The organism is Acidimicrobiia bacterium (genome assembly GCA_035948415.1).
Classification (GTDB): domain Bacteria; phylum Actinomycetota; class Acidimicrobiia; order IMCC26256; family PALSA-555; genus PALSA-555.
In genome coordinates this window covers 1-25,616 of record DASZJD010000106.1, presented here as the reverse complement: position 1 = coordinate 25,616, position 25,616 = coordinate 1, and the positions used below count along the sequence as shown (strand labels likewise).

Below are 25,616 nucleotides of genomic sequence, written 5' to 3'. Positions count from 1 at the left end.
CCGTGGTCCACGCCGCCACCCACCCCGTCCCCGCCGGCGGCGGCGACGACCTCGGCGTGTACGTGCACATCCCGTTCTGCGCCCGCCGCTGCGGCTACTGCGACTTCGCGACCTGGACCGACCGGTCGGGGCTCATCGACGAGTACGTCGAAGCCTGCGCCACCGACGTCCGCCGCCGGGTTGCCGACGGGCTGCTGCCCGCGGCGTCGAGCGTGTTCGTCGGCGGCGGCACCCCGTCGCTGCTCGACGCCGCCGCCCTGACCCGGGTCCTCGACGAGATCCCGCGCCGCGCCGACGCCGAGGTCACGGTCGAGTGCAACCCCGACACGGTCGACGTCGCGAAGCTGCGCGCCTACCGGCGAGCGGGCGTCAACCGCTGCTCGTTCGGCGTCCAGTCGATGCGTCCCCACGTGCTCGCCGCGCTCGACCGCACCCACGACCCCGCCAACGTCGCCCGGGCCGTGGCCGCCGCCCGCGACGCCGGCCTCGACCGGTTCAACGTCGACCTCATCTACGGCGCCGCCGGCGAGTCGCTCGACGACTGGCGCGCCACCCTCGAGGCCGCCCTCGCCCTCGACCCGCCGCACGTCAGCGCCTACGCGCTCACGGTCGAGCCGGGCACCCCGCTCGGCCGCCGGGTCGCCGCCGGCACCGTCGCCGCCCCCGACGACGACGACCAGGCCGCCAAGTACGAGCTCGCCGACGACGTCCTCGGTGGCTCCGGGCGAGCCTGGTACGAGGTGTCGAACTGGGCTCGGCCCGGCCACGAGTGCCGCCACCACCTCCTCTATTGGGGCCAGGGCGACTACGTCGGGATCGGCTGCGCCGCCCACGGCCACCGGGCCGGCACCCGGACCTGGAACGTCCGGCGACCCGAGCGCTACATCGACCGGGTGCGGGCCGGGCGGCCCCCGGAGGCGGGCGGCGAGCACCTCGACCCCGTGACACGGGCCGACGAGGCGCTGGCGCTGGCCCTCCGCACGTCGAGCGGGGCCGTGGTGCCCGCCGGTGCCGCCGGCGAGGCCGGCGCCCTCGAGGCCGAGGGGCTCCTCGTCCGGTCGGGGCCACGGGTGGGCCTCACCCGGCGGGGCCGGCTCCTCGCCACCGCCGTTACTGTGCGCCTCCTGGCCGCGGCGTCGGCGCCGAGGCCCACCAGCATCGCCGTTGGCACTCGGTAGGATTGACTGCCAAACCGGCTGCACGGGGAGCTCGCAGGCGATGGAACCTCAAGACCACGAGCTCGACGAGCGCAAGGCCGCCGTCCTGCGGGCGGTCGTCGAGGAGTACGTCGAGACGGCCCAGCCGGTGGGGTCCCAGACCATCGCCGGCGCCAACGACCTCCACGTCTCGAGCGCCACCGTCCGCAACGAGATGACGATCCTCGAGCGCGACGGATACCTGGCCCAGCCGTACACCTCGGCCGGCCGGGTGCCGACCGACCGGGGCTACCGCTACTTCGTCGACCACTTCACCCACGAGGGCGCGCTGCCGGCCGGCCAGCGTCGCGCCGTCGCCGGCTTCTTCGCGTCGGCCCACCAGGCGCTCGAGGAGCTGCTCACCGAGACCAGCCAGCTGCTCTCCCGGGTGAGCCACCACGCCGCGCTCGTCATGGGCCCGGAACCCGACTCGGCGCTCGTGCGCAGCGTGCAGTTCGTGTCCCTCCAGCCCGGCGTGGCGCTGCTCGTCGTCGTGCTGTCGAGCGGCGCCGTCCACAAGGAGGTCGTGCTCGTCGGCGACGACGTCGACGAGGCGTCCGTCCACGCCGCCGGCGCCGCGCTCGACACCCAGCTGCGCGACCACGAGTGGGCCCGGATCCCGGACGCGCCCCGCACCGGCGACCCCGGCGTCGACGCCGTCGCCGCCGCCGGCCTCGCCGCGCTGGCCGACGCGATCACGCCCGGCCGGGCCGAGCCGCTCTACGTGGGCGGCGTGAGCCACCTCGCCGCCGAGCGCGAGGCGTTCGAGACCGCCGAGCGGGCGGCGCGCCTGCTCGAGGTGCTCGAGCACCAGGTGATCGTCGTGTCGCTCGTGCGCGAGCTCCTCGACCGGGGTCTCACGGTCAGCATCGGCTCCGAGAACCGCCTCGAGGAGCTGCGCGACTGCGCCATCGTGCTCGCGCCCTACGCGGTCGCCGAGCGTCCCGCCGGCATCGTCGGCGTGCTCGGCCCCACCCGCATGGACTACCGGCACGCGCTGGCGGCGGTGTCGGCGGTCAGCCAGCAGCTGGGACGGCACCTCTCATGAGCCGCAGCCACTACGAGGTCCTCGGCGTCCTGCCGACCGCCAGCGACGAGGAGATCAAGCGGGCGTACCGCGACCTCGCGCGCCGCTACCACCCCGACTCGAGCCCCGACGACGCCGACGCCGAGGAGCGCTTCAAGGAGGTCAGCACCGCCTACGAGACGCTGCGCGACCCCGAGCGTCGTCGCCGCTACGACCTGTTCGGGGAGACGAGCGGCGTCGCGCGCGGCGGCAACGCCGACGCCTTCGGGTTCGGCGACCTCTTCGACGCCTTCTTCGGCGGCGACCCGTTCGGGGCCCGCCGCGGCCCCACCGGCCCGACCCGCGGCGCCGACGCCGAGGTCGTGGTCGACCTCACGCTCGCCGACGCGATGTTCGGCACCACCCACACCATCGAGGCGTCGCTGCCCGCGACGTGCCCCCGCTGCGAGGGCTCGGGCTGCGAGCCCGGCACCCACCCGTCGCGCTGCGACGCGTGCGGGGGCACCGGCGAGGTGCGGCAGGTGCGACGCTCGATCCTCGGCCAGATCGTGACCGCCTCGCCGTGCGCCATCTGCGAGGGCACGGGCCGGCGCATCCTGACCCAGTGCCGAGACTGCCGCGGGGACGGCCGGGTGCGGGCCCAGCAGACGATCGACGTCGAGGTGCCCGCGGGCGTCGACGAGGGCCAGCGGCTGCGCCTGGCCGGGCGGGGACCGGCGGCGCCGCGGGGCGGGGTCCCCGGCGACCTCTACGTCACCGTGCGGGTGGCGCCGCACCCGGACTTCGAGCGGCACGGCGACGACCTCCTCCACGTCCGCCGCGTCGGCGCCAGCCAGGCCGCGCTCGGCGCCCGTCTCCTCGTCGCCGGCCTCGACGGCGAGCACGAGATCGCGGTGCCCCCCGGCACGCAGCCGGGCCAGGTGTTCCGCGTCAAGCACGCCGGCATCCCGTCCGTTCGGGGCCGTGGCCGCGGCGACCTGCTCGTCAGGGTCGACGTGGAGGTCCCGGCCCGCCTCTCCGAGGAGGAAGCCGAGCTGTGGCGCCGCCTCGCCGAGCTGCGGGGCGAGGAGGTCACCCCGCCCGACAAGGGCGTGATGTCCCGGCTGCGCTCCGCCTTCCAGTAGCGCGTGCCGCCGGTCGCGTGGTGCGCCGCCGCCCCGGCGGTCGCCCACGTGCTCGTGGACGCCCTCGACGACGAGCTGGTCCTGGCCGGCGGCGCCGGTCATCACCTGGAGCGGGTCCGCCGGCTGCGCCCCGGCGAGCCGGTCACCGCCGCCGACGGGGCGGGCGCGTGGCGGCTCTACCGGGTGGCCCGGGTCGCCCGCGGGCGCCTGGTCCTGGCCGCGGCGGCGGGGCCGGCCCGCGAGCCGTCGCTGCGTCCCGGGCTGCGCATCGCCTGCGCCCTCACGAAGGGAGCGCGGCCGGAGTCGGTGGTCCGCCACGCCACGGAGCTCGGCGTCGACGCCGTCCTGCCCGTCGTCGCCGTCCGGTCGGTCGCCCGCTGGCCGCCGGACCGCGAGCGCGCCGCGGTCGAGCGCCTGCGCCGGGTCGCCGAGGAGGCCGCCGGGCAGTGCCGCCGGGCCCGCCGCCTCGTGGTCGAGCCGCTCCAGCCGCTCGACGGGCTGGCCGGCGACCCGGGCCTCGTCCTCGCCGACCGGGAGGGGAGCCCGGCCGGCGCCCTCCCCGAGCCGGGCCCATCCGGCTGGCTGGTCGTGGTCGGCCCGGAAGGGGGGCTCGAGCCGGGGGAGCGCCAGGCCCTCGACGACCCGCCCCGCCTGGCCGTCGGCCCCCACGTCCTCCGGGCCGAGACGGCGGCGGTGGCCGCGGCCGCGGCCCTTGCCGGCCGCCGGGTCCCGGCCCCGCCGACCACCGAGCGTGACGCCCGAGCCGATTTTTGATACGCTCCGCGTCATCGGGTTGGGGCGAAAAGGGGAAGGGCGGGTGGTCTTGGAGAGCGCGCAGATCGGAGAACGCCTGCGGGCGATCCGGCGCCAGCAGGGCTTGTCCCTGCACGACGTGGAGGCCCGGTCGGGCGAGGAGTTCAAGGCGTCGGTGCTCGGCGCCTACGAGCGGGGCGAGCGGGCCCTGTCGGTGAGCCGGCTCCTGCGGCTGGCCGAGCTCTACGACGTCCCGCCGGACCAGCTCCTGCCGCGCGGCCACGACATCGAGATCGACCTCACGGGCGGCGCCGTCGACAGCCACGCGCTCACCATCGACCTGGTGCGGCTGAACGAGCTCGACGAGCCCGACGCCGAGGTGCTGGCCCGCTACGCGGCCACGATCCAGCTGCAGCGCCAGGACTTCAACGGCCGCATGCTCACGATCCGTCGCGACGACGTGCGGGTCCTGGCCGCCGTGCTCGGGCGGACCCCCGAGGATCTGGGCGCCCGCCTGGACGAGCTCGGGCTGCGCGTCTCGACCTGAGACCGCCAGCGCGGGACAGACCCGGCGCTACGCTGCCGCGCGAGGTGTCCACGCCGTCGCCGACCCAGCTCAAGCTTCTCGTGCCCGGGAACGACCTGATGGTGAAGCTGCTGGGGCATCGCGACGAGTTGCTGAAGCTCGTCGAGGAGGCGTTCCCGGTCACGATCCACGTCCGCGGCAACGAGATCACCGTCACCGGGGACCCCGACGACGCCGAGCGGGTGGGCCGGCTCTTCGAGGAGCTCGTGATGCTGCTCGAGCGCGGCCACGCCCTCGACGCCGACGGGCTCGGGCGGTCGATCGAGATGCTGAAGGCCGACCAGCGGCCGACCGAGGTGCTCGGCACCGAGGTGCTCCGCGGCCGCAAGCCCGTGCGGCCCAAGACCAGCGGCCAGAAGCGCTACGTCGACGCCGTGGACCAGCACACGGTGACCTTCGCCATCGGCCCCGCCGGGACCGGGAAGAGCTACCTCGCGGTGGCCCTCGCGGTCCAGGCCCTCCAGGCCAAGGCGATCAACCGGATCATCCTGACCCGCCCCGCGGTCGAGGCCGGCGAGCGGCTCGGCTTCCTGCCCGGCGACGTGCTGGCCAAGGTCGACCCGTACCTCCGCCCGCTCTACGACGCGCTCTACGACATGCTCGACGCCGAGGTGGTGAGCCGGCTCATGGACCGGGGCACGATCGAGGTGGCCCCGCTGGCGTTCATGCGGGGCCGAACCCTGAACGACTCGTTCATCATCCTCGACGAGGCCCAGAACACGACCCCCGAGCAGATGAAGATGTTCCTCACCCGGCTCGGCTTCGGCTCGAAGGTCGTGGTGACCGGCGACGTCACCCAGATCGACCTGCCCGAGGGGCGGGGCCGATCGGGGCTGCAGGTCGTGCGCTCGATCCTCGACGGCATCGACGGCGTTGCCTTCGTCGAGCTCGGCTCCCGTGACGTCGTCCGGCACCGGATCGTCCAGGACATCGTGGACGCCTACGAGCGGGCGCGCGAGTGAGCGAGGGCCGACGAACCGCGCCGGTGCGGGCGGCGAACGCCTCGCCACCGGTGCAGGTCAGCGGGTTCGACGAGCAGGACGCCGTCGCGGTGGAGGTCACGCGGTGGGTGCGCCTGGCCCAGCTCGTCCTCCACGAGGAGCGCGTCGACCGCGAGGCCGAGCTCGGCCTCATCTTCGTCGACGAGGACACGATCAGCGACCTCAACGAGCGGTTCCTCGACGGGGACGGGCCCACCGACGTGCTCGCCTTCCCGCTCGACGAGGGCGGCAGCGTCCCGGGACGCGACCCCGACGAGGGCGGGCGCGGCCCCGGCACCCCCGCCGAGGCGGCCGAGCCGCCGGTCGTGCTCGGCGACGTGGTCGTCTGCCCGAGCGTCGCCGCCCGGCAGGCGCAGGAGCGGGGCGGGGGCGTCGACGACGAGCTCGCCCTGCTCGTCGTCCACGGCGTCCTGCACCTCCTCGACTACGACCACGCCGACCCCGGCGAGGCGGAGCGGATGCGGCGCCGCGAGTCCGAGCTGCTCGCCCGCTTCGCCGAGCTCGAAGGCGGTCGGGCCCGATGAGCTCGACCGACTGGATCCTCGTCGCGGTCATCGCCGGGCTCTTCGTGTTCTCGATCCTCCTGGCGCTCTCCGAGATGGCCTTCAGTCGCATGAACCGCATCCGGGCCCTCTCCCTCGAGGAGGAGGGCCGCCGCGGCGCCGCCCGGCTGGCCCGGATGCTCGAGCACCCCGAGCAGACCATCAACCCGCTGCTGCTGCTGGTCCTCGTCGCGCAGCTGACGAGCGCCAGCCTCATCGGCATCGAGCTCGAGCGCCAGTTCGGCCCCCTCGGGATCGTCCTCGGCCTCGTCGTGCAGGTGGTGCTGTTCTTCGTGATCGGCGAGGCCGCGCCGAAGACGTACGCCATCCAGCACACCGACCGCGCCGCCCTGCGCGTGTCCGGGTTCCTGTCCGCGATCACGAACTTCCCCCCGTTGCGCGCCGTGTCGCGGCTGCTGATCCAGCTCTCGAACGCGCTCCTCCCCGGACGGGGCCTGAAGGAAGGCCCGTTCGTCACCGAGGAGGACCTCCGGACGATGGCGGACGTCGCCGCCGAGGAGGAGGTCATCGAGCGGGAGGAGCGCAAGCTCATCCACTCGATCTTCGAGTTCGGCGACACCGTGGTCCGGGAGGTGATGGTGCCCCGCCCCGACATGGTCGGCATCGAGGCCGACGCCACGATCGAGGACGCGATCGAGGCGGCCATCGGCGGCGGCTACTCGCGGATCCCCGCCTACGAGGGCACGACCGACAACATCGTCGGCCTCGTCTACCTGAAGGACCTCGTGCACCGAGCCCGCGCCGGCGGCGGCCGCGACCCCGTCCGCACCGCGGTGCGCCCCGCCGTGTTCGTGCCCGAGCAGAAGCGGGTCGCCGAGCTCCTCCGCGAGATGCAGAACCAGCAGTTCCACATGGCGGTCGTCGTCGACGAGTACGGCGGCACCGCCGGCCTCGTCACCCTCGAGGACCTGCTCGAGGAGATCGTGGGGGAGATCACCGACGAGTACGACGTCGAGGAGCCCGGCGTCGAGCGGCTGCCCGACGGCTCGCTGCGGGTGCCCGGCCGCACCCCCATCGACGACGTGAGCGAGGCCCTCGGCGTCGAGCTGCCCGACACCGAGTGGGACACGGTCGGCGGCCTCGTCTTCAACCTGCTCGGCCACGTCCCCTTCGAGGGGGAGCGGGTCCGCTTCCAGGACCTCGAGTTCCGGACCGAGCGCGTGCAGGGGCGCCGCATCGTGTCGGTCCGCATCACCCCCCCGAAGCCGGCCGCCGGCGACACCGAGGCCGCCCGCGTCGGCGACGCGCCACCCGCCTGAGCGTGCCGGCGGTCCCGATCCGGGTCGGCCCGCCGCCGCCCTGGCGGCGCCCGCCCGCCGCCGCCACCCCCTCGGCCGGCGGGGCCTCTGACCAGCCGCGACGCGGAACACGAGTTGCCGGTCCGAGAACGCCCAGCGATAGATTGCGCGCGGGGGAGCCGCACTGGCGCCCACGCCCGAGCCCAGCCGCAGCCCAGGGAAGCGTCACCACCGCACATGACCAACCGCAACCGGCGCCGCGGGCGGGCCTGGCTGATCCTGGGCGTCGCGGCCACCGCGACCCTCGTTGCGTGCTCACCCCGGAACCGCGAGAACGCGGTGAGCCCCCACGGCACCAACGCCCACCGCATCAACAACCTGATCCTGCCGATCTGGGGCGTCGCCATCGTGATCGGCCTCATCGTGGTCGGGGCCGTCTGCTACCTCGCGGTCCGCTACCGCCGACGTCCGGGCCACGACGCCGAACCCCGCCAGGTCCACGGCAACCTGGCCGTCGAGATCGCCTGGACCATGATCCCGGCCGTCATCCTCGCCGTCATCGCCGTGCCGACCATCAGCCTCATCTTCCAGACCGACGCCGCCGCCCCGAGCGACGCCCTGCCCGTCACCGTCGTCGGCAAGCAGTGGTGGTGGGAGTTCGAGTACCCCGGGTCGAGCGGCCGGCCGGCCGTGGTCACCGCCGACGAGCTCCACATCCCGACCGGCCGGGACGTCGACCTCAGCCTCCAAGCCTGCGACCCCTCCCTGCCCTACGGGGCCAACGGCGGCCCGGGCTGCAACGTCATCCACTCCTTCTGGGTCCCCGAGCTCGCCGGCAAGCGGGACGTCGTGCCCGGCCGCACCAACCACCTCACCCTCCGCAGCGACAGCCCCGGCACCTACCAGGGGCAGTGCGCGCAGTACTGCGGGCTCAGCCACGCGAACATGCGGTTCCGAGTCATCGTCCAGCGGCCCGCCGACTTCGACGCCTGGCTCGCCGGGCAGCGCCAGGGCCCGGCGGTGCCGGTCGCCGCCGCCGGGTCCGCCGGGCAGCTCTTCACCGGGACCTTCCAGTGCACGAACTGCCACACCACCGCCAACCCCAGCATCAGCACCTACGGGCCGAACCTGACCCACCTCGCCAGCCGCGGCACCTTCGCCAGCGGCTACTTCCAGCTCACGAAGGCCAAGCTCGTCGAGTGGATCCTGAACGCGCCCGGCCTCATCCCGATGCAGTCGGCCGAGTGTCGCCGCGGTCCGCCGGGCACCCCGGGCGTCACCTGCGTGGGCATGCCGTCCTTCACCCTGAACACGCCGAAGGGTCTCCCGACCATGACGCGCGCCCAGGCCGAGACCATCGCCGACTACCTGCTGTCGCTGCAGTGATCGCCGGAACCGAGGGAGACCGATGACGACCGCCACGGAGACCCTGGCGCCCGTCCCGGCCCGCGCGCCGGTCCTCCTCCGCCGGCCCCGGTCCACCACCGGGTTCTGGTCGTGGTTCACCACCGTCGACCACAAGAAGATCGGGATCATGTACGGGGCCACCGCCCTCGTCTTCTTCTGCGCCGGCGGGATCGAGGCGCTGTTCATCCGCCTGCAGCTCGCCCAGCCCAACGGCACCGTGCTCACCGCCTCGCAGTACAACCAGCTGTTCACGATGCACGGCACGACGATGGTGTTCCTGCTCGGCATGCCGCTGTCGATCGCGTTCGCCAACTACTTCATCCCGCTCATGATCGGCGCCCGCGACGTGGCGTTCCCGCGGCTCAACGCCTTCGGGTACTGGCTGTTCGCCTTCGGCGGGCTCTTCCTCTACTCGAGCTTCCTGCTCGGCGGGGCCCCGAACGGCGGCTGGTTCGGCTACACGCCGCTCACCAGCACCCCGCTCGGGCTCGGTGCCCTCCCCGGTCGTGGTCCCGACTTCTGGACCGTCGGCATCGTCATGCTCGGCATCGCGTCGACGACGTCGGCCATCAACCTCATCGTCACGATCCTGAACCTGCGCGCGCCCGGGATGACCCTCATGCGCATGCCGGTGTTCGTGTGGATGATGCTCGTGACGATGTTCCTCACCCTGTTCGCCATGCCGATCATCACCGTGGCGTTGATCATGGTGTTCTTCGACCGGAACTTCGGGACGTCCTTCTTCCTGGCCGCCAAGGGCGGCGACCCGCTGCTGTACCAGCACCTGTTCTGGCTCTTCGGGCACCCGGAGGTCTACATCCTGATCCTGCCCGGGATGGGCATCGTCTCCGAGACGCTGCCCGTGTTCTCGCGCAAGCCGCTGTTCGGGTACCCGGTGGTCGTGTTCTCCGGCATCGCCATCGGGTTCCTCGGCTGGGGCGTGTGGGCGCACCACATGTTCACGACCGGGCTCGGCCCGGTCGCGGTGTCGGCGTTCAGCCTCTCGACCATGCTCATCGCCATCCCCACCGGGGTGAAGATCTTCAACTGGCTCGGCACCATCTACAAGGGCACGATCCAGCTGACCACGGCGATGCTCTTCTCGCTCGGGTTCATCGCCATGTTCACCATCGGCGGCCTCTCGGGCGTGAGCCTGGCCGTCGTGCCGGCCGACACCCAGCAGCACGACTCGTACTTCGTGGTCGCCCACTTCCACTACGTGCTGTTCGGCGGTCTCGTCTTCGGGCTCTTCGCCGGCTTCTACTACTGGTTTCCGAAGGTCTTCGGTCGGATGCTGAACGAGCGGCTCGGCAAGTGGAACTTCTGGACCATGCTCATCGGGTTCAACCTCACGTTCTTCCCGATGCACCTGCTCGGCATCTACGGCATGCCGCGACGCACCTACCGCTACGACTCCGGCCTCGGCTGGGACACGCTGAACTTCCTCGCGACGGTCGGCGGGTTCGTCATCGCCGTGTCCGTCCTGCTCTTCATCGTGAACGCGATCGTGTCGCACCGCCGGGGGAAGCTCGCGGGGAACGACCCGTGGGACGCGCGGACGATCGAGTGGACGACGACCTCGCCGCCACCCGAGTACAACTTCGCCGAGATCCCCCAGATCGAGGCCCGCGACGACTTCTGGCGCCACAAGTACGTCGAGGACGACGAGGGGATGCTCGTCGCCCTGCCGAGCGGCGGCGCCGACACGCCGGCGGCCACCCGTGCCGCCGCCGCGCCGCCGCACCCGATCCACATGCCGTCCCCGTCCTTCTTCCCCTTCGTCGCCGCCCTCGGCATCGTGCCGCTCGGCTACGCCGCCGTCTTCCACCACTACACCTGGGCGTTCGCCCTCCTGGCGGCGGGCGCGCTCGTGGTCGCGTTCGGGGTCTACGCCTGGGGCATCGAGCCGCCGACGGCCGAGGAGCCGCACTGATGGCCACCGTCGACCAGGCCCCGGGTCCGGACGTCGTGGCCCCGCCGGAGGCCGGCGGTCACGCGGAGCACCCGGCGACCTCCACCGGCACCTCGAACACCAAGCTCGCGATCTGGCTGTTCCTGTCGTCGGACTGCCTCTTCTTCGGCGCCTTCATCAGCGCCTACCTCCTCTACCGGGGCCGGCACCAGACCGGACCGACGCCGGCGAAGGTGTACAGCATCCCGTTCACGTCGGTGTCCTCGTTCGTGCTGCTCATGAGCAGCCTCACGATGGTGCTCGCGCTCGCGGCCATCCAGCGCAACGACCAGCGCCGGCTGCGGATCTGGCTCCTGAGCACGGCCCTGCTCGGCGGAGTCTTCATCGGGGGCCAGATCTTCGAGTTCACCGAGTTCGCCCGCAAGGGCCTGGCCCTCGACACCAACCTCTTCGGGTCGACGTTCTTCGTCCTGACCGGGTTCCACGGCGCCCACGTCACGATCGGCATCATCTGGCTGCTCTCGCTCTGGGGGCTCGCCAGTCAGGGCCGGCTCCGAGCCGGGGACGCCGAGAAGGTCGAGGTGGCCGGGCTCTACTGGCACTTCGTGGACGTCGTGTGGATCGTGATCTTCACCGTCGTGTACCTGATCCCCCAGGCCAAGTAGGCGCCGAGGAGCCCCGGTGAGCGACATCATCCTTCGAGACGACACCGCCGCCGAGGTGGCGACGGCCGCCACCGGCGCCGCGGTCGAGCCGGCACCGCGGCTCCTGCCCGGCGAGGTCCGCCCTCACCCGTCGCCGCCCCAGTACGTCCTGGTCGCGGTGATCCTCTGCGCCATCACCGCCGCCGAGGTCAGCCTCTACTACCTGCAGGGCGACGTCACCAACGCCGTCATCATCCCGCTGCTGCTCATCTTCGCGGTGCTGAAGTTCGGGATCGTCGCCTCCTGGTACATGCACCTGCGAACCGACCGCCCGATCTTCGCCCGCTTCTTCGTGCTCGGGATCGCGGCCGCGGTCCTGCTCTTCCTCGTCGTCCTGACGAGCCTGCAGATCTTCTCCTGACATGACGGTCGCCCTCGCCCACATCCCGGCGTGGTCACCGCATCCCGACACCTGGCTCCTCGTGGCCGCCTTCGGCGCCGGCTACGCAATCGCGGTCGTGCGGCTCGGACCCCGGTTCGCGGTGGCGGGCGCGCCGGCCGTGAGCCGGCTCCAGGTCACGAGCTGGTGCCTCGGCCTCGTGGCGCTGTGGCTCGCCGCCGACTGGCCGATCCACGACGTCGCCGAGCAGTCCACGTACAGCGTGCACATGGTCCAGCACCTGGTGCTCTCGATGGTCGCGGCGCCGCTGCTGCTGCTCGGGACGCCGGCGTGGCTGCTGCGGTGGCTGCTCGGGCCGCCGAGCCGGCGCTTCCGGGTCGTCCGGCGGCTGGCGCGCTTCCTCCCCGCGCTCGTCGTCTTCAACGTCGTGCTCGTCCTCACCCACTGGCCCGCGGTCGTCGACGCCAGCCTCCACAACGCCGGGCTCCACTTCCTCGTGCACGCCATGATCTTCGTGACGTCCCTGCTGGTCTGGATGCCGGTCCTGAGCCCGCTCCCCGAGATCCCGCGGCTGGCGCCGGTATCGCGGATGGCCTATCTCTTCCTCCAGTCGATCGTGCCGACCGTCCCCGCCTCCTTCCTGACCTTCGGGACCACGGTGCTGTACCGCTACTACGCGCACCGGGCCAGCATCTGGGGCCTGTCGAGCCTCCAGGACCAACAGGTCGCCGGGCTGATCATGAAGATCGGAGCCGGGATCCTGCTCTGGAGCCTCATCGCCGTAACCTTCTTCGTCTGGGCGGCCGAGGAGGAGCGGGCGCAGCACCCGCGGCTCCGCCGGGAGCTCGCCCGCGAGCTCGAGCGCATGGGACGGTGACGACGTAGTGGCGGACGACGAGGCGACCAGCGGCGAGGCCCCGGAAGGCCCGCCGGGGGAGCAGCCGTCGGCGCTGGCCGTCGACGCCGGGGAGCCGACCGAGGGCGAGCACGTCGAGGCCCCCGCGAGCGAGGCGCCGGAGCCCGCCGCGCTCCCGGCCGGCCCCGACCCCCTGCGCGAGCTGCGCCGGACCCGGCTCCTCCTGCCGGTGCTGCTCCCCCTCGGCGCCGCGGTCGCGATCGCGGTGTTCGTCCTCAACGTCTCCCGGATCTTCCTCGCCGCCGGGTCGACCGGCGCGATCGTCCTCGGCGTCGCGCTCATCGTCCTCATCCTCGGCGGCGCCGCGGCCATCTCGGCGGCGCCGAGGCTGCGCACCTCCACGATCGTGATGATGGTGTCGGCCGCGCTCCTCGTCGTCATCAGCGCCGGGCTCGTCGCGGCGCCGGCCAGCGTCGAGACGAAGGGCGGCCCGTCGGGCTACGTGCCCCCGAAGGGCCCGCCGGTCGCGACGCTCGAGGTCGACGCGCTGGGGACCCTGAACTTCCAGTCGAAGGCGTTCACGGTGCAGGCGGGCGTGGTGCAGATCAACTACGTCAGCAAGGACGGGAACCACACCCTGGCCTTCGACCCCCCCGGACCACCGACCTTCCTGCTCAGCGTCCCGCCGAACGGGACCGTCACGAACAAGGTCCTCCTCAAGGCCGGGACGACCTACACGATCTTCTGCACCATCCCCGGCCACCGGGCCGCGGGCATGGTGGCCACCCTCACCGCGCAGTGACGGGCGCGCGGTCCGGGACCAGGACCCGGAGCGCGCCCGGCCGGGCCTCGAGGCGCGCCGGCAACGGGCCCACGAGCTCGCCGCTCGCCCACAGCTGCAGCCTCGGGCCGGCCCCGGCGGCATCGAGCTCGACCACTCGCCCTCGCCCCGTTTCCACCTCGGGGACGGCGGTGTGGGTGCCGCGGAACACGCGGGGGAAGCGGAGCAGGAACTCGGCCCGGGACACGGGGCCGACCACGCACACGTCGAGGCAGCCGTCGTCGACCTCGGCGCCGGGCGCGATCATCATGCCGCCCGCGTAGTAGCGGCCGTTCGCCACCGCGGCCAGCCACGCCTCCACCTCGCGCGCCTCGCCGTCCACCGCGACGAGGAGCGGCACCGGGCGGTACGTCGCCAGCGTGCGGAGCAGTGCCAGGACGTAGAGCGGCGTGCCGGTCGCCCACCGCACCCCGTTGGCCCAACGGTTCGCCTCGCCGTCGAACCCGACGTTCGCGACCGTCGTGAACCACGCCACGGCGCCGTCGGCCACCGTCGCCCGTCCCAGGTCGCAGCGCGCCACCCGACCCGAGTCGAGGAGCGCCACGGCGTCGAGCGGCCGCCGTGACGCGATCCCGAGGTGACGGGCGAAGTCGTTCCCGGCCCCGGTCGGGACCACCGCGACCGTCCCGCCGCACGTCGCGGCGACGCCGGCGACGGCCGCGACCGTCCCGTCGCCGCCGCACACGATCACGCCCTCGCCGCGCCCGAACGCCGCGGCCGCGGCGTCGACGGTCGCCGCCGCGCTCGCGGGCACCTCCACCGCGATTCCACGGGGCGACAGCGCGGCCTCGATGGCGCCCCGCAGCCGCAGGGTCCGCCCTCGCCCCGCGGCCGGGTTGAGGACCGCGGTCCAGCGCATCGGCTGGGGATGGTACCGGCGGGCGCGCGCGAACCCGGGCGGTAGCGTGCGCGTGCGTGGAACCCATCGACCGCCGCCGCGTGCCCCGCCACGTCGCCATCGTCATGGACGGCAACGGCCGGTGGGCCCGGCGGCGCGGCCTGAAGCGCACCGACGGTCACGCCGCCGGCGAAGAAGCCCTCTTCGACACCGTCGAAGGCGGGCTCGAGATCGGGCTGCCGTGGCTCACCGTGTTCGCGTTCTCGACCGAGAACTGGCGGCGCCCGCTCGACGAGGTGCAGTTCCTGATGCGCTTCAACGAATCGCTGCTGCTGCGGCGCCGCGACGACCTCGACCAGCGCGGGGTTCGGGTGCGGTTCATCGGCCGGCGGGGTGGTCGCGTCCCGCAGCGGGTCCGTCGCCACATCATGGACACCGAGGCCATGACCGCGCGCAACCGGCGCATGACGCTCACGTTCGCGTTCAACTACGGCGGCCGCGCCGAGCTGCTCGACGCCGCCCGGGCGATCGCCGCCGAGGTGGCCGACGGCCGGCTGGCCCCGTCGCGGATCAACGAGCGGGCCCTGGCCCGCCATCTCTACGCGCCCGACATGCCCGACCCGGACCTGCTCGTGCGCACGTCGGGCGAGTACCGGATCTCGAACTTCCTGCTCTGGCAGCTCGCCTACGCCGAGCTGGTCTTCACCGACGTGCTCTGGCCCGACTTCCGCCGCGAGGACCTCTTCGCCGCCATCGCCGAGTACCAGGGGCGGGAGCGCCGCTTCGGCGCCATCGAGGAGTGACCCACCCGCGAATGACACCCACGTAGTTACAATCCCGTCGTGGGCCTCTACCGGGACCAGGGCGTCGTGGTCCGCACGATCAAGCTCGGCGAGGCCGACCGGATCGTCACCATCCTCACCCGCGGCCAAGGCAAGGTCCGGGCCGTGGCGAAGGGCGTCCGCAAGCCCGGCAGCCGCTTCGGGGCCCGGCTCGAACCGACGAGCCACGTGGCGCTCCAGTGCTACCGCGGCCGCGAGCTCGACATCGTCACCCAGGTCGAGACGATCGACGCCCACCGGGCGCTGCGCGAGCACTACGGCTGCCTCACCCACGCCGTCTCCATGCTCGAGGCTGTCGACCAGGTCGCCCAGGAGCGGGAGCCGAACCTGGCGCGCTACCGGATGCTCGTCGGCGCGCTCCGCACCCTCGCCGAGCAGCCGTCCCCGATCGTGAGCACCGCCTTCTTCTGGAAGCTGCTCTCCCTCGAGGGCTTCCACCCGCTCCTCGACGTGTGCGTGCGCTGCGGCGACGGCGCGACGTCGTTCGCCGGCTTCGACCTCGACGACGGGGGCGTCCTCTGCGAGCCGTGCGCTCGCACGACCGGCCGTCGAGTGGACCCCGCCGCGCTGGCCGTGATCGGCGACATGGTGGGCGGACGGGTGGCCCGGGTCCTGGCCGACCCGCCCCCCCCGGACGTGCTCACCGAGGTCGAACGCCTCGGCATCCGTGCGCTCGAGTACCACTCGGAGCGCCGGCTTCGGAGCGCGGCGCTGCTCTGACCCGACGGCGCGCACCGCCACCCCGTCGGACCGGGAACCGACGAGGGGACGCGCCGACCCCCGGGTACGATCGCAGGTTCCTATGGCGAAGCCGGACCTCATGGAGCGGGTCGTCAACCTCTGCAAGCGGCGCGGGTTGGTGTTCCCGTCGAGCGAGATCTACGGCGGGTTCCGCTCCACGTGGGACTACGGGCCGCTCGGCGTGCTGCTGAAGCGCAACGTCAAGGACGCGTGGTGGCGCTCGATGGTCCAGCTGCGCGAGGACGTGGTCGGCCTCGACGCCGCCATCCTCATGGCACCTCGGGTCTGGGAGGCGAGCGGCCACGTCACGACGTTCACCGACCCGCTGGCCGAGTGCCGGCACTGCCACCAGCGCTTCCGTGCCGACGACCTGCCGACGTCCGGCGCCTGCCCGCACTGCGGCGCCAAGGAGGGGTTCACCGAGGCCCGCGAGTTCAACCTGATGTTCAAGACCCACGTCGGGCCGGTCGAGGACGCCGCCGCCGTCACGTACCTGCGCCCCGAGACCGCGCAGGGCATCTTCGTGAACTTCGCCAACGTCCAGACGACGACGAGGAAGAGGCCGCCGTTCGGGGTCGCCCAGATCGGCAAGTCGTTCCGCAACGAGATCACGCCCGGCAACTTCATCTACCGGACCCGCGAGTTCGAGCAGATGGAGATGGAGTTCTTCGTGCCGCCCGAGGACGCCGAGCGCTGGTTCGAGTACTGGTGCGACGAGCGGCTCGGCTGGTACGTCGAGTACGGCATCCCGGATCGACAGCTCCGCCTGCGCCCCCACGACGCGGACGAGCTCTCCCACTACTCGGTGGCCACCGCCGACGTCGAGTTCGACTTCCCGTGGGGCTGGGGCGAGCTCGAGGGGATCGCCAACCGCACCGACTACGACCTGCGGGCCCACATGGAGCACTCGGGTGAGGACCTCTCGTACTTCGACCAGGAACACGACCGCCGCTACGTGCCGTACGTCGTCGAGCCCGCCGCCGGCGCCGACCGGGCCACGCTCGCCTTCCTCCTCGCCGCCTACGCCGAGGAGGAGGTGGAGGGGGAGCGGCGCACGGTCCTGCACCTCGACCCCCGGCTGGCCCCGATCACGGTCGCGGTCCTCCCGCTCTCTCGTCAGGAGCGGCTGGTGCCGGTCGCCGACGAGCTGGCGACGACGCTCCGTCCCCACTTCATGGTGGACACCGATTCCGCCGGCTCCATCGGGCGCCGCTACCGTCGACAGGACGAAGTGGGCACCCCATGGTGCGTCACCGTCGACTTCGAGACCCTCGACGACAAGGCGGTCACCGTGCGCGACCGTGACAGCATGCGCCAGGACCGAGTGCCGATCGAAGGCCTGATCGACAACCTGCGCGAACGGCTGCCGTGACGACCGACGACAGCTACTACGACCTGCTCGGCGTCGCGCCCGACGCGCCGAAGGACGAGATCCGCGCCGCCTACCAGGACAAGCTCGCCACCGTGCGCGCGGGCCGGACGCGCGAGGAGGCGACGCGACGGCCCTCCGACGACGTGATCCGCGCCGCCCGCGACGAGGAGGCCCGGCTGCGCTCCGCCTGGCAGGTGCTGAGCGACCCGGTGCAGCGCCAGCGCTACGACGACCAGTTCGCCCCCGACGGCGCGGGCGAGCCCGAGCCCGAGGACGGCGAGCCCGAGGACGAGGCGGCCGACGCGCCCACGCCCCCGCCGCGCGACCCCGTGGGCTCGCTCGTGACCGCGCAGGGCCTCGAGATCCCGACCCTCGGCCGCCGGCTCACGGCCGCCGCCATCGACATCGTCACGCTGCTCGCGCTCTGGTCCGCCATCGTGTATCCCGTGACCCTCGGCGTGGGGGCCTCGCGCGGCTTCCCGGCGTTCATCACCGAGGTCGGGACGATGGAGTTCCTGATCCTGGCCTACCTGGTCTTCCCCACCTGGTGGGTGGGGCAGACGCTGGGCAAGCGGTACACCTACTGCATGGTGGTCGACCGGGCCACCGGGCAGCTCCCCACCCTCGGCCAGACGATCATCCGCTACCTGATCCCGGCGTTCGCGTTCGCGCTGCTCCTGACCACCGGCGGGATCATCGCGGTGTTCTACGCCCTGTCCTTCATCATGAGCCGCGACCAGGTCTCCCTCGCGGACCGCTTGGCCAAGACCGCCGTCGTCATTGCCCGGTACCGGCCGGAGCGCTCTGCCTGAGCATCGCCGGCGGCGGGGCGAGTCGGCCTCGCTAGGCTCGAACCGCCACCAAGGAGGTTGCGTGCCGTACGTCCACGCGTTCGAAGAGGGCTCGAAGGAGCAGAGCTACCTGCTCGGGGGCAAGGGCGCCAACCTGGCCGAGATGACGAACCTCGGGCTGCCGGTCCCGCCCGGGTTCACCATCACCACCGACGCCTGCAAGGCGTTCATGGCCCTCGGCGACCGCCTCCCCGACGGCCTCCTCGACGAGGTCGCCGGCCGCCTCGTCGAGCTCGAGGCCAAGATGGGCAAGCAGCTCGGCGACGACGACGACCCGCTGCTCGTCTCGGTCCGCTCGGGCGCGCCGTTCTCGATGCCGGGGATGATGGACACGGTCCTGAACCTCGGTCTCAACGACCGCTCGGTGAAGGGGCTCGCGAAGCAGACCAGCAACGAGCGGTTCGCGTACGACTCGTACCGCCGCTTCGTCCAGATGTTCGGCAAGATCGTCCTCGACGTCCCGGGTGAGCGCTTCGAGGACGCCCTCGCCGCGCTCCGGGAGCGCCGCGGCGTGGCGACCGACCCCGAGCTCGGCCCCGACGACCTGGCCGAGCTCGTCGTGACCTTCCAGGGGATCGTCAAGGACGCGTCGGGGCGCGAGTTTCCCCAGGACCCGTCCGACCAGCTGCGACTGGCGATCGAGGCGGTGTTCCGCTCGTGGAACGGACGGCGGGCCCGCGACTACCGGCGGCTCGAGGGGATCCCCGACGATCTCGGCACCGCCGTCAACGTGCAGGCGATGGTGTTCGGCAACAAGGGTGACGACTCGGGGACCGGCGTCGCGTTCACGAGGGATCCGGCCACCGGGGAGCACCGCCCCTACGGCGACTTCCTGCGCAACGCCCAGGGCGAGGACGTCGTCGCCGGCATCCGCGTCACCGAGCCGCTCGATGCGATGCGCGAGCACTTCCCGGGCCCGCACCGCCAGCTCATCGAGGTCATGGAGCGTCTGGAGCGGCACTACCGCGACATGTGTGACATCGAGTTCACGATCGAGCAGGGTCGGCTCTTCCTCCTCCAGACCCGGGTCGGGAAGCGCACCGCGGCGGCGGCGCTCCGCATGGCCGTCGAGATGGAGCAGGAGGGGCTCATCGACCGTCGGCGGGCCGTGCTGCGGGTCCAGCCGGCGCAGCTCGACCAGCTCCTCCACCCGCAGTTCGACCCCCACGCCCGGTACGAGCCGCTCACGAAGGGCCTGAACGCGTCGCCCGGCGCCGCCGTCGGCAAGGCCTGCTTCACCGCCGACGACGCCGAGGCCCAGCGCGCGCGGGGGGAGCGGGTCATCCTGGTCCGGCCCGAGACGTCGCCCGACGACCTGCACGGCATGATCGCGGCCGAGGGGATCCTCACCAGCCGCGGCGGCCTCGTCAGCCACGCCGCCGTGGTCGCCCGGGGCATGGGCAAGCCGGCCGTGTGCGGCGCCGCCGCCCTCGACATCCAGGTCGAACGCGGCGAGGTGCGGGTCGGCGACGTCGTCGTCCGAGCCGGCGACGTCCTCTCTATCAACGGCACCACCGGCGAGGTCGTGGTCGGCGCGGTGCCGGTCGTCACGCCCGAGCCGACGGGCCCGTTCGACACCATCCTCGCCTGGGCCGACGAGTTCCGCCGCCTCGGCGTGCGGACGAACGCCGACCTGCCCCACGACGCCGAGGTCGCGCGTCGCTTCGGCGCGGAGGGCATCGGCCTATGTCGCACCGAGCACATGTTCCTCGGCCCGCGGCTGCCGATCGTGCAGCGCTTCATCCTCGCCGCCGACGAGCAGGAGGAGCAGGCCGCGCTCGAGGAGCTCGAGCGCCTGCAGCGCGACGACTTCGTCGGGATCCTCGAGGCGATGGACGGCCTGCCCGTGACCGTGCGGCTCCTCGACCCGCCGCTCCACGAGTTCCTGCCCGACGTCGAGGAGCTCCTCGTCCGTGAGGCCCGCGGCCAGCTCGACGACGCCGGGCGGCAGCTCCTGCACGCCGCCGAGCAGTGGCGCGAGGCGAACCCGATGCTCGGCACCCGCGGCGTCCGCCTCGGCGTCCTGAAGCCGGGGCTGTACCGGACCCAGGTTCGGGCCCTGCTCGAGGCGGCGATGGAGCGCAAGGTCGCCGGCGGCGACCCCCGGGTCGAGGTCATGATCCCGCTGTCGGTGACCGAGCCCGAGCTCGCCCTCGCGGTGTCGTGGGTGCGCGAGGTCGCCGAAGAGACCGCGACGGCGACCTACGGCGTCGGCGGGATCGAGTACCTGGTCGGGACGATGGTGGAGACCCCCCGGGCCGCGCTCGTCGCCGACGAGATCGCCGAGGTCGCCGAGTTCTTCTCGTTCGGCACGAACGACCTGACCCAGATGACGTTCGGGTTCTCCCGCGACGACGTCGAGGGCCGGTTCATGCCCCGCTACCTCGAGCTCCATCTCCTCGACGCCAACCCCTTCGAGACCATCGACGTCCCGGGCGTCGGCGCGCTCGTCCGCCTGGCGGTCGAGCGCGGCCGCGCCACGCGCCCGGACCTCAAGCTCGGGATCTGCGGCGAGCACGGCGGCGATCCGGCCTCGGTGGCCTTCTTCCACCAGGTCGGCCTCGACTACGTGTCGTGCTCCCCGTACCGGGTCCCGCTGGCCCGCCTCGCCGCCGCTCACGCCGCCCTCGACGCGCCCGGGCCCGCGACCACGGCGTGAGCGACGGGCAGCCCGACCCCGTCGCGCGCGCCACGGTCACGTACGGGTAGTGGGTCAGATTTCGACCCTCCGCGTACATTCGGCTTTACGTCGGCAGCCCGAAGGCAGTTTCACGCTCCCTCCTACCGAGGGACCGACGGCTCACGCGACGATCAGGTATTCGTGGGCTACGACACGCAAACTGACCCACGACCCGGCGTCGCACCCGGCCGATACCCTCGTCGCGTGCACCTGACCCGCCCGATCCTCGACGAGGAGCCCGAACCGGTCGCCGCCGTCGCGCTGGCCCACGAGGGCGCTCGAGCCCGGGTCGGTCGTGTCGCCCGGCTGCGCCCGGACCGCGAGGCCGACCTCGACTCCACCCTCGCTCCCGGGGCCACCCGCCCAATCGGTGCCGGGGTCCGGGCCCGACCCGAGGCGCCCGACCCCTACCGGCTGTGCTTCGAGCGGGACCTCGACCGGGTGAAGCACTCCCGCCCGTGGCGCCGGCTGGCCGGCAAGTGCCAGGTCTTCATCGCCCCGGAGGACGACCACCTCCGCACCCGGCTGACCCACGCGGTCGAGGTGGCGCAGGTCGCGACCGGCATCGCCCGGGCCGTCGACCTCTGCCTGCCGCTCACCGAGGCGATCGCGCTCGCCCACGACTGCGGGCACGGTCCCGCCGGTCACGCGTCGGAGCAGGCGTTCTCCCCCTTCCTCCCGCACACCGGCTACGACCACGCCGTCTACGGCGCCGACGTCACCCTGGCCCCGCTGAACCTGTGCCGCGAGACGCTCGACGGCGTGCGGAACCACTCGTGGCGGCGCCCGCCGCCCGCCACCCCCGAGGGCGAGGTCGTCGCCTGGGCCGACCGCATCGCCTACGTCTGCCACGACTTCGAGGACGCGGTGCGGGCCGGGATCCTGACGCCGAGCGACCTGCCGGCCGAGGTCGCGGCCGTCGCCGGGACCCGCCGCTCCGAGCAGATCGGCACCTTCGTGCTCGCCGTCCTCGACGCCATCGATGCCACCGGGCACGTCGGCATGACCCAGCCGGCGGCGTCAGCGCTCCTCGCCTTCCGCGACTTCAACTTCGAGCGGATCTACCTGCGACCCGCCGCCCGCCAGCAGGCCGAACGCGTCGTGCGCCTGCTCCGGGGGCTCGTTGAGCGCTTCGCCGACGCGCCCCGGCTGCTCGCCGAGCCGGACGCGGCGGACCTTCACCCCGGCTCGGCCGAGGCAACCGCGCTCGCGGTCCGGCACGTCAGCGGCATGACCGACCGATACGCCCTTGGCCTCGGCGTCGAGCTGCTCGGCTGGCGCCCGGAGGACCTGCCGCGAGGCGTCTGAGCGCTCCGGCCCGGCTCGGTCGGGCCGTAACCTGAGCCGTGATGGGGATCCTCGACGAGGACGTCGCGCGGGTCCGCGAGACCACCGACCTCGTCGCGGTGGCGAGCGAGCACGTGGCGCTGAAGCGGGTCGGACAGCGGTGGATGGGGCTCTGCCCGTTCCACCAGGAGCGGACGCCGTCGTTCTCGATCAACCCCGCGATGGGCCTCTTCTACTGCTTCGGCTGCCAGCGGTCGGGGGACGCCATCACCTTCGTGCGCGAGGTCGAGCACCTCGACTTCGTCGAAGCCGTCGAGCGGCTCGCCCAGCGGGCCGGCATCACCCTGCGCTACGACGACCGCCGCGCCGCCCAGGACAAGTCCCGCAAGACCCGGCTGACCGAGGCGGTCGGCGCCGCCGTCGACTACTACCACCGCCTCCTCATCGACGCGCCCGAGGGCGGGACGGCGCGGAAGTACCTGCGCGGGCGCGGGTTCGACGGCGACGCGGCGCGCCGCTTCCGGCTCGGGTGGGCGCCCGAGGGGTGGGACGTGCTGAGTCGTCACCTCCAGCAGCGCGGCTACTCCCGGGACGACCTGGTCGGGGCCGGCCTCGCCTTTGTGAACCGGGCCAACCGGCTGCAGGACCAGTTCCGGAGCCGGCTGCTGTTCCCGATCTTCGACGCCCGCGGGGAGCCCGCCGGCTTCGGCGGTCGCGCCCTCGGCGACGAGCAGCCGAAGTACAGGAACTCGCCCGAGACGCCGATCTACCAGAAGAGCCGGCTGCTCTACGGGCTCAACTGGGCGAAGGGCGAGATCGTGGCGCGCGGCGAGGTCGTGATCTGCGAGGGCTACACCGACGTCATGGGACTGGTGCTGGCCGGGGCGCCCCACGCCGTCGCCACCTGCGGCACCGCGCTGGCGGACGAGCACTTCCAGGTCCTGAAGAACCTCGCCCGCCGGGTCGTGCTCGCCTACGACGCCGACGCCGCCGGCCAGGGCGCCGCCGAGCGCTGGTACCGCTGGGAGCGGGAGTACGAGATCGAGGTCCGGGTCGCCGATCTCCCGCCGGGCGAGGATCCCGGCGCGCTGTTCCAGCACGACCCCGCCCGCCTGCTCGCCGCCGTCGAGCGGGCGGAGCCCTTCCTCCAGTTCCGAGTCGGCCGTGCCGTCACCGGCGCTGACCGCAGCACGATCGAGGGTCGGGCCCGGGCCGCGAGCGCCGCGGCCGCGATCATCGCCGAGCACCCGAACGCCCTGGTTCGCGACCAGTACGTCATGCAGCTCGCCGGCGCCCTCGACATCGACGCTGACCGGCTCCGCGAGGAGGTGCGCCACGCCGGTCGAGCGCCGCGACGCGGCCGCGAGCCTGCAGCCGGCGACACCGAGCGACCGCCGCGCCGGGCGGACGTCGACCGGCGGGAGCTCGACCTGTTGCGGTGGGCGATCCACGAGCCCGAGCTCGTCTCCGACTGGCTCGACGAGGTGTTCTTCCAGGACCCTGCGGCCCGCGCCGCCTACCACCGGCTCGCGACCACCGCCTCGTTCGACGACGCGCTCGCCGGCACCGATCCCGAGCTGCGTCGCCTCCTCGAACGGCTCGCGGTGGAAGAGCCGGCGACGGACGACGGCGAGCCCGAGACGCTGCGCGCCCGGCTGATCGCGTACGCCGTCGAGCCCGTCGCCCAGCGGAGGCTGGTCGAGATCCTGCCCGACGGTGACGAGCGCGCCACGAGCGTGAAGCACGATCTCGACGAGCTGGCGCACGCGCGTGAGGTCGGCGAGTGGCCGCGCGCCCAGGATTCGGCACGTCGGTTGCTACAGTGGATCGTGCTCGATCGCGGGAGCCCCGGAGCGTGACGGAGCCCGAGCCGGCACCTTCCCGTATCGACCCCGGCGCGCTCGACCCGATCCTGGACGAGCTCGTCACCCGCGGCCGCGAGCGCAGCTCGCTCACCTCGGGCGAGATCTTCGCGGCCTTGCACACCCTCGAGCCCGAGACGGCCGAGCTGGCCGAGATCTACCAGCGGATCGAGGCCCGTGGGATCGCGATCCAGGACGAGATCACCGAGGAGCTCGAGCTCGAGGACGCGCGGCGGCGCGACGACGCCGCACACCGGACCCGGCGCGCCGAGCCGAGCCGCTCGACGACCGTCACCCGGCCCGGCGAGGTCGCCGCGCCCCGCGCCGCTCGACCCCGGCGGGACGTCGCGTCCGTGTTCGACGAGCCGGCCGCCCGCGGCGACCGGACCGGCGAGACCGGGAGCTTCGATCCGGTCCGGATGTACCTGAAGGACATCGGCAAGGTGCCGCTCCTCACGGCGGCGCAGGAGGTGAACCTCGCTCGCCGCATCGAGGCCGGCGTGCTGGCGGGGGAGCGCCTCGAGCTGAACGCGGCCATGAGCCCCGAGCAGGGGACCAGCGAGCTGGCGAACGTCGAGGACGGCGAGCTCGCCAAGCAGCAGCTCACCGAGGCGAACCTTCGCCTCGTCGTCTCGATCGCCAAGCGCTACGTCGGGCGGGGCATGGCGCTCCTGGACCTGGTCCAGGAGGGGAACCTGGGCCTGATGCGGGCAGTCGAGAAGTTCGACTACACGAAGGGGTTCAAGTTCTCCACCTACGCGACCTGGTGGATCCGTCAGGCCATCACCCGGGCCATCGCCGACCAGGCGCGCACCATCCGCATCCCCGTGCACATGGTCGAGACGATGAACAAGGTGCTGCGGGTGCAACGCCAGATGCTGCAGGAGCTCGGACGAGAGCCGACGGTCGAGGAGATCGCCCGCAAGGTCGACCTCACCTCCGACAAGGTGCGCGAGATCCAGCGGATCTCCCAGGAGCCGCTGTCGCTCGAGACGCCGGTCGGGGAGGAGGACGACAGCTCCCTCGGAGACTTCGTCCCCGACTCGACCGCGCCCGAGCCCACCGAGGAGGCCGAGCAGCGAGGCCTGCGGGAGGAGATCACCCGGGCCCTCGAGGAGCTCAACGAGCGCGAGCGCGAGATCATGCGGCTCCGCTTCGGCCTGGACGACGGCCAGCCTCATACGCTCGAGGAGGTCGGCCGTCGCTTCAAGGTGACCCGAGAGCGCATCCGCCAGATCGAGTCGAAGACCCTCGCCAAGCTGCGGCACCCGACCCGCTCGCAGCGCCTCCGCGCCTACCTCGACGGTGCGTGAGCACGCGTCGGTGACCACCACTCGCCGCGTCCGACCTACCGCCCGCGCTGAGGGCTCAGGCCCTCCGGCGGTCACCCCGCCGGGCGACGCCGCCGACCTCGACCCCATCCTGCAGCCACGGCCGGCAAGGCGGGTCGCGTGGTGGAGCCTCCCGGAGGCCCCGACCCCGGTACCGACGAGAGCGCACATCCAGACACCGCGGTCGCGGCCGCTGCGAGCGCGGCGATCCGGGTCAGGCGGGGGAGCATCGGGTCCTCACTACTGGTACGGGGCAGGTGCTCG

At 72.9% G+C, this 25,616-nt stretch carries 23 protein-coding genes; 22 read left to right on the top strand and 1 reads right to left on the bottom strand.

The genetic code is table 11. The features are described 5' to 3' along the window. Positions 1 to 2 precede the first annotated feature (2 nt). The 14 genes from hemW to VG869_14450 all read left to right on the top strand — a co-directional run bounded on the left by hemW (position 3) and on the right by VG869_14450 (position 13,509). Entirely contained in the window at positions 3 to 1,178 is a 1,176-nt protein-coding gene (gene hemW, locus VG869_14515) for a radical SAM family heme chaperone HemW (GenBank protein ID HEV3452397.1), read from the top strand. 40 nt (positions 1,179 to 1,218) lie between these two features. Next, on the top strand, positions 1,219 to 2,244 hold the full coding sequence (hrcA, locus tag VG869_14510; GenBank protein ID HEV3452396.1) for a heat-inducible transcriptional repressor HrcA: 1,026 nt from the start codon (positions 1,219 to 1,221) through the stop codon (positions 2,242 to 2,244). Further along, on the top strand, positions 2,241 to 3,347 hold the full coding sequence (locus VG869_14505) for a J domain-containing protein (protein HEV3452395.1): 1,107 nt from the start codon (positions 2,241 to 2,243) through the stop codon (positions 3,345 to 3,347). Before hrcA ends, VG869_14505 begins: the two co-directional genes overlap by 4 nt. A gap of 3 nt (positions 3,348 to 3,350) precedes the next feature. Then, complete coding sequence (locus tag VG869_14500; protein ID HEV3452394.1) at positions 3,351 to 4,121, top strand: RsmE family RNA methyltransferase; 771 nt, start codon at positions 3,351 to 3,353, stop codon at positions 4,119 to 4,121. Between the two features lie 43 nt (positions 4,122 to 4,164). Further along, on the top strand, positions 4,165 to 4,647 hold the full coding sequence (locus tag VG869_14495) for a transcriptional regulator (protein ID HEV3452393.1): 483 nt from the start codon (positions 4,165 to 4,167) through the stop codon (positions 4,645 to 4,647). Between the two features lie 98 nt (positions 4,648 to 4,745). Beyond that, positions 4,746 to 5,648 (top strand): PhoH family protein, encoded by a 903-nt coding sequence (locus VG869_14490; protein ID HEV3452392.1) that lies wholly within the window; start codon positions 4,746 to 4,748, stop codon positions 5,646 to 5,648. Further along, the gene (gene ybeY / locus VG869_14485) at positions 5,645 to 6,211 is read left to right on the top strand and encodes an rRNA maturation RNase YbeY (protein HEV3452391.1); all 567 of its coding nucleotides are present in this window, start codon (positions 5,645 to 5,647) and stop codon (positions 6,209 to 6,211) included. The genes VG869_14490 and ybeY overlap by 4 nt, the downstream gene beginning before the upstream one ends. Continuing rightward, positions 6,208 to 7,509, top strand: a complete 1,302-nt coding sequence (locus VG869_14480; protein HEV3452390.1) for a hemolysin family protein — start codon at positions 6,208 to 6,210, stop codon at positions 7,507 to 7,509. The genes ybeY and VG869_14480 overlap by 4 nt, the downstream gene beginning before the upstream one ends. 216 nt (positions 7,510 to 7,725) lie before the next feature. Then, positions 7,726 to 8,874: a cytochrome c oxidase subunit II gene (gene coxB / locus VG869_14475; GenBank protein HEV3452389.1), complete on the top strand. Its 1,149-nt coding sequence runs from the start codon at positions 7,726 to 7,728 to the stop codon at positions 8,872 to 8,874. A gap of 22 nt (positions 8,875 to 8,896) precedes the next feature. Continuing rightward, positions 8,897 to 10,828 (top strand): cytochrome c oxidase subunit I, encoded by a 1,932-nt coding sequence (gene ctaD / locus VG869_14470; protein HEV3452388.1) that lies wholly within the window; start codon positions 8,897 to 8,899, stop codon positions 10,826 to 10,828. Next, positions 10,828 to 11,472 (top strand): cytochrome c oxidase subunit 3, encoded by a 645-nt coding sequence (locus VG869_14465; protein HEV3452387.1) that lies wholly within the window; start codon positions 10,828 to 10,830, stop codon positions 11,470 to 11,472. The genes ctaD and VG869_14465 overlap by 1 nt, the downstream gene beginning before the upstream one ends. A gap of 16 nt (positions 11,473 to 11,488) precedes the next feature. Beyond that, a complete protein-coding gene (locus VG869_14460) occupies positions 11,489 to 11,872 on the top strand; it encodes a cytochrome C oxidase subunit IV family protein (GenBank protein ID HEV3452386.1) in 384 nt (127 codons plus the stop codon). 1 nt (position 11,873) lies between these two features. Next, positions 11,874 to 12,728 carry a cytochrome c oxidase assembly protein gene (locus tag VG869_14455; GenBank protein ID HEV3452385.1) on the top strand — a complete coding sequence of 285 codons (855 nt, stop codon included), beginning with the start codon at positions 11,874 to 11,876 and terminating at the stop codon, positions 12,726 to 12,728. 7 nt (positions 12,729 to 12,735) lie between these two features. Then, the gene (locus tag VG869_14450) at positions 12,736 to 13,509 is read left to right on the top strand and encodes a cupredoxin domain-containing protein (protein HEV3452384.1); all 774 of its coding nucleotides are present in this window, start codon (positions 12,736 to 12,738) and stop codon (positions 13,507 to 13,509) included. Here VG869_14450 and VG869_14445 read toward each other — a convergent pair. Continuing rightward, positions 13,496 to 14,407, bottom strand: a complete 912-nt coding sequence (locus VG869_14445; protein ID HEV3452383.1) for a diacylglycerol kinase family protein — start codon at positions 14,405 to 14,407, stop codon at positions 13,496 to 13,498. The two genes, VG869_14450 and VG869_14445, sit on opposite strands and share 14 nt — an antisense overlap. 56 nt (positions 14,408 to 14,463) lie before the next feature. Here VG869_14445 and uppS point away from each other — a divergent pair, with 56 nt between their 5' ends. The 8 genes from uppS to rpoD all read left to right on the top strand — a co-directional run bounded on the left by uppS (position 14,464) and on the right by rpoD (position 25,334). Further along, positions 14,464 to 15,189: a polyprenyl diphosphate synthase gene (gene uppS / locus VG869_14440; GenBank protein HEV3452382.1), complete on the top strand. Its 726-nt coding sequence runs from the start codon at positions 14,464 to 14,466 to the stop codon at positions 15,187 to 15,189. Between the two features lie 39 nt (positions 15,190 to 15,228). After that, complete coding sequence (gene recO / locus VG869_14435) at positions 15,229 to 15,948, top strand: DNA repair protein RecO (protein HEV3452381.1); 720 nt, start codon at positions 15,229 to 15,231, stop codon at positions 15,946 to 15,948. 100 nt (positions 15,949 to 16,048) lie between these two features. Continuing rightward, the gene (locus tag VG869_14430) at positions 16,049 to 17,341 is read left to right on the top strand and encodes a glycine--tRNA ligase (GenBank protein HEV3452380.1); all 1,293 of its coding nucleotides are present in this window, start codon (positions 16,049 to 16,051) and stop codon (positions 17,339 to 17,341) included. Then, positions 17,338 to 18,153 (top strand): RDD family protein, encoded by an 816-nt coding sequence (locus tag VG869_14425; protein ID HEV3452379.1) that lies wholly within the window; start codon positions 17,338 to 17,340, stop codon positions 18,151 to 18,153. Before VG869_14430 ends, VG869_14425 begins: the two co-directional genes overlap by 4 nt. Before the next feature lie 61 nt (positions 18,154 to 18,214). Then, positions 18,215 to 20,851: a pyruvate, phosphate dikinase gene (gene ppdK / locus VG869_14420; GenBank protein HEV3452378.1), complete on the top strand. Its 2,637-nt coding sequence runs from the start codon at positions 18,215 to 18,217 to the stop codon at positions 20,849 to 20,851. Positions 20,852 to 21,076: 225 nt separating this feature from the next. Next, a complete protein-coding gene (locus VG869_14415; GenBank protein HEV3452377.1) occupies positions 21,077 to 22,180 on the top strand; it encodes an HD domain-containing protein in 1,104 nt (367 codons plus the stop codon). A gap of 41 nt (positions 22,181 to 22,221) precedes the next feature. Further along, entirely contained in the window at positions 22,222 to 24,018 is a 1,797-nt protein-coding gene (gene dnaG, locus VG869_14410) for a DNA primase (GenBank protein HEV3452376.1), read from the top strand. Beyond that, on the top strand, positions 24,015 to 25,334 hold the full coding sequence (gene rpoD / locus VG869_14405; protein ID HEV3452375.1) for an RNA polymerase sigma factor RpoD: 1,320 nt from the start codon (positions 24,015 to 24,017) through the stop codon (positions 25,332 to 25,334). Before dnaG ends, rpoD begins: the two co-directional genes overlap by 4 nt. Positions 25,335 to 25,616 lie beyond the last annotated feature (282 nt).

Coding starts and splice junctions, on each gene's coding strand:
- hrcA (HEV3452396.1), top strand. CDS start 1,219: ATGGAACCTCAAGACCACGAGCTCGACGAGCGCAAGGCCGCCGTCCTG.
- VG869_14505 (HEV3452395.1), top strand. CDS start 2,241: ATGAGCCGCAGCCACTACGAGGTCCTCGGCGTCCTGCCGACCGCCAGC.
- ctaD (HEV3452388.1), top strand. CDS start 8,897: ATGACGACCGCCACGGAGACCCTGGCGCCCGTCCCGGCCCGCGCGCCG.
- VG869_14465 (HEV3452387.1), top strand. CDS start 10,828: ATGGCCACCGTCGACCAGGCCCCGGGTCCGGACGTCGTGGCCCCGCCG.
- VG869_14430 (HEV3452380.1), top strand. CDS start 16,049: ATGGAGCGGGTCGTCAACCTCTGCAAGCGGCGCGGGTTGGTGTTCCCG.
- VG869_14445 (HEV3452383.1), bottom strand. CDS start 14,407: ATGCGCTGGACCGCGGTCCTCAACCCGGCCGCGGGGCGAGGGCGGACC.
- VG869_14490 (HEV3452392.1), top strand. CDS start 4,746: ATGGTGAAGCTGCTGGGGCATCGCGACGAGTTGCTGAAGCTCGTCGAG.
- coxB (HEV3452389.1), top strand. CDS start 7,726: ATGACCAACCGCAACCGGCGCCGCGGGCGGGCCTGGCTGATCCTGGGC.
- dnaG (HEV3452376.1), top strand. CDS start 22,222: ATGGGGATCCTCGACGAGGACGTCGCGCGGGTCCGCGAGACCACCGAC.
- VG869_14480 (HEV3452390.1), top strand. CDS start 6,208: ATGAGCTCGACCGACTGGATCCTCGTCGCGGTCATCGCCGGGCTCTTC.
- VG869_14455 (HEV3452385.1), top strand. CDS start 11,874: ATGACGGTCGCCCTCGCCCACATCCCGGCGTGGTCACCGCATCCCGAC.